At 71.7% G+C, this 9102-nt stretch carries 8 protein-coding genes and 1 pseudogene; 6 read left to right on the top strand and 3 right to left on the bottom strand.

The genetic code is table 11. The features are described 5' to 3' along the window. From K2X24_RS02725 to cysG, 3 genes and pseudogenes are all read left to right on the top strand, one after another. Positions 1 to 273 (top strand): annotated as a pseudogene (locus tag K2X24_RS02725) (sulfite reductase subunit alpha); the annotation flags it as partial. Between the two features lie 211 nt (positions 274 to 484). Next, positions 485 to 3157 (top strand): nitrate reductase, encoded by a 2673-nt coding sequence (locus K2X24_RS02730; protein ID WP_292494407.1) that lies wholly within the window; start codon positions 485 to 487, stop codon positions 3155 to 3157. A 39-nt stretch (positions 3158 to 3196) separates the two neighbouring features. Beyond that, positions 3197 to 4690 carry a siroheme synthase CysG gene (gene cysG, locus K2X24_RS02735; RefSeq protein ID WP_292494409.1) on the top strand — a complete coding sequence of 498 codons (1494 nt, stop codon included), beginning with the start codon at positions 3197 to 3199 and terminating at the stop codon, positions 4688 to 4690. Between the two features lie 17 nt (positions 4691 to 4707). Here cysG and K2X24_RS02740 read toward each other — a convergent pair whose 3' ends face one another. Together K2X24_RS02740 and K2X24_RS02745 are read right to left on the bottom strand one after the other, a co-directional pair. Then, a complete protein-coding gene (locus K2X24_RS02740) occupies positions 4708 to 5217 on the bottom strand; it encodes a hypothetical protein (protein ID WP_292494411.1) in 510 nt (169 codons plus the stop codon). Continuing rightward, positions 5214 to 6143, bottom strand: coding sequence for an acyl-CoA desaturase (locus K2X24_RS02745; protein WP_292494413.1), 930 nt, complete (start codon positions 6141 to 6143; stop codon positions 5214 to 5216). The genes K2X24_RS02740 and K2X24_RS02745 overlap by 4 nt, the downstream gene beginning before the upstream one ends. An 89-nt stretch (positions 6144 to 6232) precedes the next feature. Here K2X24_RS02745 and K2X24_RS02750 point away from each other — a divergent pair, with 89 nt between their 5' ends. The 3 genes from K2X24_RS02750 (at position 6233) to K2X24_RS02760 (ending at position 8210) form a co-directional block, all read left to right on the top strand. After that, positions 6233 to 6583: a metalloregulator ArsR/SmtB family transcription factor gene (locus K2X24_RS02750; RefSeq protein WP_292494415.1), complete on the top strand. Its 351-nt coding sequence runs from the start codon at positions 6233 to 6235 to the stop codon at positions 6581 to 6583. Positions 6584 to 6687: 104 nt separating this feature from the next. Further along, positions 6688 to 7266: an SCO family protein gene (locus K2X24_RS02755; protein WP_292494416.1), complete on the top strand. Its 579-nt coding sequence runs from the start codon at positions 6688 to 6690 to the stop codon at positions 7264 to 7266. Positions 7267 to 7325: 59 nt separating this feature from the next. Continuing rightward, positions 7326 to 8210, top strand: coding sequence for a dihydrodipicolinate synthase family protein (locus tag K2X24_RS02760; RefSeq protein ID WP_292494418.1), 885 nt, complete (start codon positions 7326 to 7328; stop codon positions 8208 to 8210). On the opposite strand, the gene K2X24_RS02765 is transcribed toward K2X24_RS02760, so the two are convergent. Next, positions 8145 to 9102, bottom strand: a 958-nt coding sequence (locus K2X24_RS02765; RefSeq protein WP_292494420.1) for a glycosyltransferase family 2 protein, incomplete at its 5' end; no start/stop codon positions are given. The two genes, K2X24_RS02760 and K2X24_RS02765, sit on opposite strands and share 66 nt — an antisense overlap.

Raw genomic sequence — 9102 nt, forward strand, 5'->3', positions numbered from 1 at the left:
GTGCTCACCCGCCTGTCGCTGGCCTGGTCCCGCGACGGCACCGAGAAGACCTACGTCCAGGACCGCATGCGCGAGACCGGCGCCGAATTGTGGACGTGGCTCGAGGGCGGTGCGCATTTCTACGTCTGCGGCGATGCCAAGCGCATGGCCAAGGACGTGGAGCGGGCGATCATCGACGTCGCCGGCCAGTTCGGGGGCAAGAACCCCGACGAGGCCGTGGCCTACCTCGCCCACCTGAAGAAGACCGGGCGCTATCAGGCCGACGTGTACTAGCACGCCGAAACCCTCCCCCCTCTGCGGGGGAGGGTGGCCCGCGCATGCGGATCGGGAGAGGGGAGCACCGCCCTTTCCGAATTGGTCGCGCGGCCCCTCTCCCGCCTGCTCCGCAGGCACCCTCTCCCGCAGAGGGGAGAGGGTGGGCGGTCCGCCTCGGCCCGTCTCTTGCCTCCATCCACGACCATAGAAAACCGCCGAGGATCCCGCCATGAACGCGCACGTCCAGGCACCGGCCGCCCCCGTGAAGACCACCTGCCCCTATTGCGGCGTCGGCTGCGGCGTGCTCGCGACGCCGGACGGGGAGGGCGGCGCGGAGATCGCCGGGGATACCGCGCATCCGGCCAATTTCGGGCGCCTCTGCTCCAAGGGCTCGGCGCTGGGCGAGACGCTCTCCCTCGACAACCGCCTGCTGCATCCGCAGGTGGACGGCGCCCGCACGAGCTGGGAATCGGCGCTGGGCACCGTGGCGGGGTCCCTGCGCCGCATCGCGGAGCAGCACGGCCCGGACGCGATCGCGTTCTACCTCTCGGGCCAGTTGCTGACCGAGGACTATTACGTCGCCAACAAGCTCGCGAAGGGCTTCCTCGGCACGCCGCATGTCGACACCAACTCGCGCCTGTGCATGTCGAGCGCGGTGGCCGCCCACCGGCGCGCCTTCGGCTCGGACACCGTGCCGGGCTGCTACGAGGACCTCGACGAGGCCGACCTCATCGTGCTGGTCGGCTCGAACACCGCCTGGTGCCACCCGATCCTGTTCCGCCGCATGGTCGACGCGCGGACGAAACGCGGCACCAAGCTGGTGGTGATCGACCCCCGCCGGACCCAGACGGGGGAGGAGGCCGACCTCTTCCTCGGCCTCAAGCCCGGCACCGACACGGCCCTGTTCTCCGGCCTGCTGGCGCACCTCGCCAGCACCGGTTCGCTGGATTACCGCTTCGTCCTCGACCACACGAGCGGCCTGGACGGCGCCCTGGAGCGGGCCCGCGCCATCGCGCCGAATGTCGCCGCCACCGCCGCCGCCACCGGCCTGTCGGAGGCCGACGTGGCCCGGTTCTTCGAGCTGTTCGCCCGCACGAAGCGCGTCGTCACCGCCTTCTCGCAGGGGGTGAACCAGTCGGCTCAAGGGACCGACAAGGGCAACGCGATCATCAACTGCCACCTCGCCACCGGCCGCATCGGCCTGCCCGGCGCGGGGCCCTTCTCCCTCACGGGCCAGCCCAACGCCATGGGCGGGCGCGAGGTCGGGGGCCTGGCCAACATGCTGGCCGCCCACATGCACTTCGCGCCGGAGGAGGTGGACCGGGTGCGCCGCTTCTGGGGGGCGCCCAACATCATCACCGGCGAGGGCATGAAAGCGGTCGCCCTGTTCGAGGCGATCGAGCGCGGCAAGATCAAGGCGCTCTGGGTGATGGGCACCAACCCCATCGTGTCAATGCCGCGCGCGAACCAGATCCGCGAGAGCCTGAAGGGCCTCGACCTCTACGTGGTCTCGGAGGCGGTGGCCGACAGCGACAGCGCCCGGGCGACGGGCAAGAAGACCGTGCTGCTCCCGGCCCTGGCCTGGGGCGAGAAGGACGGCACGGTGACGAATTCCGAGCGCCGGATCTCGCGCCAGCGCAGCTTCCTCAAGGCCCCCGGCGAGGCGCGGGCCGACTGGCAAATCGTCTGCGACGTCGCCAAGCGCCTCGGCCATGCGCAAGCCTTCAGCTATTCGGGCACCGCCGCGATCTTCCGCGAGCACGCCGCGCTCTCGGCCTTCGAGAACAACGGCAGCCGCGACTTCGACCTCGGCGCCGTGAGCGAGATCGCGGATGCCGCCTACGCGGCCACGCCGCCGCTGCAATGGCCCCTGCCGAAGCGGGGCAAGGGCAAGACCCGGCTCTTCGCCGACGGGCAGTTCTACACCTTCGACAAGCGCGCCCGCTTCGTCGCCGTGCAGGCTCCGGCGCTCGCGCAAGGCGTGAGCGAGGCCTACCCCCTCGTCCTCAACACGGGGCGGGTGCGCGACCACTGGCACACGATGACGCGCACGGGAAAGAGCCAGCGGCTCTCGGCCCACCGCGCCGTGCCCTTCGTGGAGATCCACCCGGACGACGCCGCCCCGCTCGGCCTGAAGGAGGGCGACCTCGCCCGGATCGCGACGCCGCACGGCACCGCGACCCTGGAGACCATGGTCACCGACGCCGTGCGGCCGGGCAACCTGTTCGCCGCCTTCCACTGGAGTGCCGCCACCGCCTCGGATGCCCGCGTCGGCGCCCTGGTGCGGGGCGTGCCCGATCCGGTCTCGGGCCAGCCCGAGTTGAAGGCGACGCCGGCCGCCATCGCGGCTGTCCCCTACCGCAACCGCGGCTTCCTGCTGACCCGGGGCGAGCATGGGCTGCCGGAGGGCTGGTGGTGGGCGCGGGCCACGATCCAGGGCGGCTCGGGCCTGCAATTCGCCACGCAGGAGAGTTCCCGCGCCGTGGCGCTGATGATGCGCGGCCTGTTCCAGGGCCACGACCTCGCCGAGTACGCCGACCACGCGCGCGGGCGCTACCGCTGCGCCGTCTACGAGTCCGGCCGCCTCGTCGCCTGCCTGGCGCTGGGCCCCGCCGAGGCGCGGCCGGGCTGGGAGGAGGCCAAGGCGCTGTTCGCCGAGGCTGAACCGGAGCCTGCCGCCCGGCGCTCCCTCCTGTCGGGACGCGCCGAGACCGCCTCAGCCGGCCCGACCGTCTGCGCCTGCCACGGCGTCGGCCTCGACGTCATCACGGGCGTCATCGCGGCCGGCGCCGGCACCGTCGAGGCGGTGGGCGCCGCCTGCAAGGCCGGCACGAATTGCGGCTCTTGCATCCCCGAGATCCGCAAGCTTCTGCCCGAAGCGCTTGCACGCAACGCCGCATAGGCTCATTTTCGGCCGAATCGATCCCCACTTCCGAGCCCCATGAGCACACCCCGTCAGCCCCGTGAAACCCGGCCCGCCGGCACCGAATCGACGCGCGGCTCAGGGCCGGCCGGCCTCGAGCCGCTGGCCGTCCTGCCCGTCTTCGTGCCGCTCCAGGGCAAGCGCGCGGTGCTGGCCGGCTCGAACGGGGGCGCCCCCTGGAAGGTGAAGCTGCTGGCCGCAGCGGGCGCCCACGTGGACGTCTATGCCCCGGAGCCCAGCGAGGAGCTGCGCGCCGTGCCGGGCGAGATCGTCGCGGGCTCCGTGACCCTGCACACGCGCCAGTGGCACGCCGACGACCTAAAGGGCGCCGCCTTCTGCATCGGCGCCATGGAGGACGAGGACGACTGCATCGCCTTCGTGGCCGCCGCCCGGAAGACCGGCGCCATCGTCAACGCGGTCGACCGGCCGCATCTCTGCGACGTGAAGTTCGGCGCCATCGTGAACCGCTCGCCCATGGTGGTGGGCATCTCGACGGAGGGCGCCGCCCCGGTCTTCGGCCAGACCGTGCGGGCCCGGATCGAGGGTATGCTGCCGCGCGGGTTCAAGGCCTGGATCGGCGCCGCCCGCGACTGGCGCGAGGAGGTCACCGGCCGCTTCCACGGCTTCTCGGACCGCCGCGCCTTCTGGGAGCGCTTCACGGATCGCGCCTTCGCCGAGCCGGATCGGGCTCCGACCGCCACGGATCTCGCGGAACTGCTGGGGGAGACCGAGGCCGCGCCGAAGGGCGGGGCGGTGACGCTGGTCGGCGCCGGCCCGGGGGATGCCGAGCTCCTCACCCTCAAGGCGCTTCGCGCTCTGCGCAACGCCGACGTCATCCTGTACGACGACCTCGTGGCGCCCGAGATCCTCGACTACGCCCGGCGCGAGGCCCGCACCATGCTGGTGGGCAAGACCGGGCACGGCCCGTCCTGCCGCCAGGACGACATCAACGCGCTGATGGTGCAGCTCGCGAAATCCGGAAAGCAGGTGGTGCGCCTGAAATCCGGCGACCCCCTGGTGTTCGGCCGGGCGGGCGAGGAGATCGACGCCTGCCGGGCGGCCAACATCCCGGTGAGCGTGGTGCCGGGCATCTCGGCGGCGCAAGGGGCGGCGGCCTCGCTCTGCGTCTCCCTGACGAACCGCGACGCGGCGCGGCGCCTGCAATACGTCACCGGCCACGACCGGCGCGGGGCCCTGCCCGAGGACCTGAACTGGGGCGCGCTCGCCGATCCGAGCGTCACCACCGTGGTCTACATGCCCAAGAAGACGCTGCGTGTCCTGCTGGAGCGGGCGGTCGCCGAGGGCCTCGCGCCGACGACCCCGGCGCTGCTCGTCTTCAACGCCACCCGCCCGAACCAGCAGGTGGTCGAGGCCGACGCCGCCGACCTCGCCGACCGCGTCGAGGCCTCCGGCCACGAGGGACCGGCGCTCCTCATGGTGGGCGAGGCCCTGCGCCGCCTGGGCGCCCGGGCGGCCGTCGCCGCCCTCGAGCCCGGCAAGCTCGCGATCTGAGGGCAGGGGGCTCGCGCTCACGGACGCGGGGTCTTGCCGGCAGCCTTTGCCGTCGGGGCGCGTCGCATCGCCGAGAGGACATAGAAGGCCAAGCCCGCGACGAAGGCACCGAAGAGGATCGCCAGATTTCCAGGATCACGCATCGTCACGATAAAGCGATCGCGGAAACCATGCATGGGGAAATCCCGATCCTGCCCCAGCAGGGCACTCATCACGCAGACGAACCCCCAGACGATGACGGGTGCCGCGAGGCTCCACGATAGGAGGCGCTGTTCGATCCGGCGCTCCAGCAGCACGCCGGCGACGATCGCCATGATGAGGAGCGGGCTGACGAAAACAAGTCCGACCGGCAGGAGGGCGATCATCATGGCGACGAGACGCAGGACAGCGCCAGCGGTCGATCCGATCGACATCGAAGAATCGGCAATCCCGTCGGCCAGGAGCAGCAGCATCGACGCGGTCACACCGATCAATCCGGAGATCGCGATCCGCACCGCGATAGGCCAGGATCCCAGAGCGCCGATCATGTCCTGCCCGCCCCCGGTCCGAGCCGGCGCACCCCGGCCCGCGGCTCCAGGTTGCTCGGCTGCTTCAGGTCCCAGACGAGGCCCAGGCGCTCGAGCCCCCGCAGCAGCCACCAGCCCGCATCGGCTTGGCCCGGCTCCGTGCCGAGCCGCGCCGAGTCCGGCCAGGCATGGTGCGTGGCGTGCCAGGCCTCGCCGAAGGTGAGCCAGGCCGCGGCCGGCAGGTCGTGCCCCTGGACCGACTCGCCCTCGACCACCCAGCCCTGAGGGCCGTCGCGGTGGGTGAGATGCACGACGAGCCAGTGTCCGGTCAGCGACACCGCGATGCGGACGGGAATGCCCCAGACCACCCACGCCCATCCGCCCGCCGCGTGGAACAGCACGGCCCACGGCAGTTGCTGGAGCATCCAGGTCGCCTCCAGCCAGCGGAGCACCCGATCCTCCCCGACCCGCGGCTCCAGGTGGAAGCGCGGCGGGTGCGCCAGGACGAGGCGCGCGTGCATCTGGAGGAGGGCGTCGCGCGGCATCGAAAGCCGGTTGGCATGCAGGTCGTGGCAGGCCGCCTGCCGCTGCGCCCAGTCGCGCATGTCGTGCAGGCGGATCATCCCCACCGGCCCGGCCATGCCGACCAGCGTTCCGAGATAGATCAGCAGGTATTCGACCGAGGGCCTGGCCGAGAAGCTGCGATGGACGAGGAGCCGGTGCATTCCGACGGAGTGCCCGGCGCACAGGGTGACGATTGTGGTAGCGGCGAACAGCGCCACGGCGCCCGGTGTGACGAGGATGGGCCCGAGGAGCAGGGCCGTGACCGCCATCCCGGTGATCCAGAGGGACTTGGCCGGCGCCCATTCCAGGTGCCCCTCCGTGGCGGAGGTGTCCGCCTCGGCGATCATCCGAAGGGTCGAGGTGCAGGGCGGCGCATCGGTCACGGTGAAACCCGCTTCGTTATTTAGGCAATAAACTAATCTCCAACGCTTCGACGCTTGTCAATGGTTAGTTCATCGCCTAACTCATCGGCATGCAGCGCGTCTTCGAAGCCCTGTCCTCCTCCGTGCGCCGTAAGATCCTGGCCTATCTCGCCCATACCGAGCTCAGCGCGGGGGAGATCGCCGGGCGGTTCTCCATGTCGAAGCCCTCGATCTCGCAGCATCTCTCGGTGCTCGAATCGGCCGGGCTGATCGTGGGCGAGAAGCGCGGGCAGTTCGTGTTCTACCGGCAGGTGGAGGACAGCCTCCTCAACACCCTCAACGGTTTCGTGCAGGAGGCCTGCCCGGTCGGGCGGCCGCTCCGGCGCGAGAGAGCGGCCCTGGCGGACGAACGGCGCCGGGGAGAGCCGGGCGCGGACGAGCCCGAACCGCGACGGAGCTGAGCCCGGCCGGCGACGCATCCGATGGCGACGGTTTAACGGATTGCCCGGGGGCGACGCCTGTGATCTTGAGGCCGCCATATCCCTCGACCGCAAGGCCGTTTCCCATGCGTCGCACATTCCTGCCCATCTTCGCCTTCGTGGTCGGACTCGTGGGGCTCTGCATCGCCGCGTTCGTGGTGCTGGCGCCGAAGCAGGAGGTGGGGACGAGCAGCGTCGGCGGCCCCTTCACCCTGACCAACCAGGACGGGCAGCGCGTCACCGAGCGCGACTATGCGGGCCGGACGCACCTCGTGTTCTTCGGCTTCACGCACTGCCCCGACGTGTGCCCGACGACGCTGCAGCAGATCGGCGACGTGCTCCAGGCCCTCGGGCCGAAGGGCCGGGACACCCGCGCGCTCTTCATCGCCGTCGACCCCGAGCGCGACACGCCGGCCGCCCTCAAGACCTACCTGGCGAGCTTCGACCCGCGCATCGTCGGCCTGACCGGCTCGGCCGACGAGGTGAACGCGGCGGTGAAGGCCTACCGGGCCTACGTTCGCAAGGTGCCGACCAAGGACGGCGACTACACCATGGAGCACACCGCCCTCGTCTACGTGATGAACGGCCAGAACCGCTTCCTCAACGCCCTGAACCTCGCCCGCCCGCCCGAAGCGGCGGCGGCCGAACTCGCCAAGATGCTGTGAGCGCCCAACCCTGAAGTCCACGGGAGGCACCGCCTCCCGAAAGAGCCCCCGGAGCGATCATGACCGTCCTGTCGGCCTTTCCGATCACGCCCGCGAACGCCGATGGCGCGGTCGACGTCGACGCCCTTCGCGCTCTCCTGCACCCCCTGGTCGCGGCCGGCGTCGGGTCGATCGGGCTGCTGGGCAGCACCGGCACCTATGCGTACCTGGCGCGGGACCAGCGCCGCCGGGCCGTGGAGGCCGCCGTGGACGCGGTGGCGGGCCGCGTGCCGCTCCTCGTCGGAATCGGCGCCCTGCGCACCGACGAGGCGGTGCGGCTGGCCCAGGACGCGAAGGGCGCCGGGGCCGAGGCCGGGCTCCTCGCGGCGATGTCCTACACGCCGCTGACCGAGGACGAGGTGTTCGTGCATTGCGAGACGGTGGCGCGGGAATCGGGCCTGCCGCTCTGCCTCTACGACAATCCCGGCACCACCCATTTCCGCTTCACCCCGGCCCTCGTCGGCCGCCTCGCCCGGGTGCCGGGCATCGTCGCCATCAAGAGCCCGGCCCCGGAGCCGGCGGAGGTGGCGGGCCAGTTCGCGGGGTTGCGCGCCGCCGTGCCGGACGGGTTCTCCCTCGGGTCCAGCGTCGACTGGAACGCGGTCGAGGCGCTGCTGGCGGGCGGCGCGGCCTGGTACAGCGTCGCGGCCGGGCTGTTTCCGGAGCCCGCCATGGCGATCGTCCGGGCGGTCGAAGCGGGGGATGCCGCCGAAGCGCGCCGCCTGAACGCCCGGCTGGACCCGCTCTGGGAGCTGTTCCGCACCTATTCGAGCCTGCGGGTGATCTATGCCTGCGCCGAACTCCTCGGGCGCTGCCGGACGGCACCGCCGCGCCCGATCCTACCGCTCGCCGGGGACGCGCGCCGGCGGGTCGCCGAGACGCTGGCGATGCTCGATCTGACCTGAGGGCTCGCAGCCCACCCGCATAGCGCCGCTGCGTGAGGTGCGCGCCAGGCCGTGCTCGGTCTTGTTCCAGCGGTTCGGGGCGCGGACGAGTTCGATCAGCCCCGCCCAGGCGGCCAGACTGACCAGCAGGAAGTAGACGGGCATCAGCGGCACGAAGACGAGGCAGTCGAACCAGCCGCGGCGGACGCAGCCCAGCGCCGCCGGCAGCAGCATCGCCAGGAGGCCGGAGACGAAAAGTGTGATCGCCGAGCCCGTGGGCAGGCTCGCCCAGAAGCCGCCGGGGGCGGGCAGGCCGCTGAGGACGAAGTGGGTGAAGTCCCAGGCCGCCCGCCCCATCAGGACCGGGTAGGCGAGGGCGGAGATCACCGTGCCGGGCACCAGCGCCACGGCACAGAGCGTGCCCAGGGGGCCGAGTTGCCGGGCGGTCGTGCGGGGCGTGCGGGCATGGGTCAGGGTCGTCTGCAGGAACCCTTTCATCCAGCGGGTGCGCTGGTGCAGCCAGGGCCGGAGCGTGCGCGGCGCCTCCTCCAGGGTGTCGCTGGCCAAGTCGCCCACATGGTAGCCCGCCCGCGCGAGGCGGATGCCGAGGTCGGCATCCTCGGTGACGTTCCAGGCGTCCCAGCCATGGACCTCCCGCAGCGACGCGGTGCGGAAATGCGTGGAGGTGCCGCCCAGGGGAATCGGCAATCGCCAGGAGGCCAGGGCCGGGATCAGCACGTCGAACAGGGCGGCGTACTCGATGGCGAAGCACCGGGTGAGGCGGCCATCCGCCATGTTGTCGATGACGAGGCGGCCCTGGAGGCAGGCGGTGGTGCGGGAGGCGCGGGCAAAGCGCGTCGCGGCGGCGCGGAGCTGGCCCGGATCGGGCACGTCCTCCGCATCGTAGACCACG

The sequence above is a fragment of the Methylobacterium sp. genome, from assembly GCF_019750675.1.
Classification (GTDB): Bacteria; Pseudomonadota; Alphaproteobacteria; order Rhizobiales; family Beijerinckiaceae; genus Methylobacterium.

Bases quoted from the DNA above. Each gene is read 5' to 3' on its own strand.
- K2X24_RS02730 (WP_292494407.1), top strand. From the start codon at position 485: ATGAACGCGCACGTCCAGGCACCGGCCGCCCCCGTGAAGACCACCTGC.
- cysG (WP_292494409.1), top strand. From the start codon at position 3,197: ATGAGCACACCCCGTCAGCCCCGTGAAACCCGGCCCGCCGGCACCGAA.
- K2X24_RS02740 (WP_292494411.1), bottom strand. From the start codon at position 5,217: ATGATCGGCGCTCTGGGATCCTGGCCTATCGCGGTGCGGATCGCGATC.
- K2X24_RS02750 (WP_292494415.1), top strand. From the start codon at position 6,233: ATGCAGCGCGTCTTCGAAGCCCTGTCCTCCTCCGTGCGCCGTAAGATC.
- K2X24_RS02755 (WP_292494416.1), top strand. From the start codon at position 6,688: ATGCGTCGCACATTCCTGCCCATCTTCGCCTTCGTGGTCGGACTCGTG.
- K2X24_RS02760 (WP_292494418.1), top strand. From the start codon at position 7,326: ATGACCGTCCTGTCGGCCTTTCCGATCACGCCCGCGAACGCCGATGGC.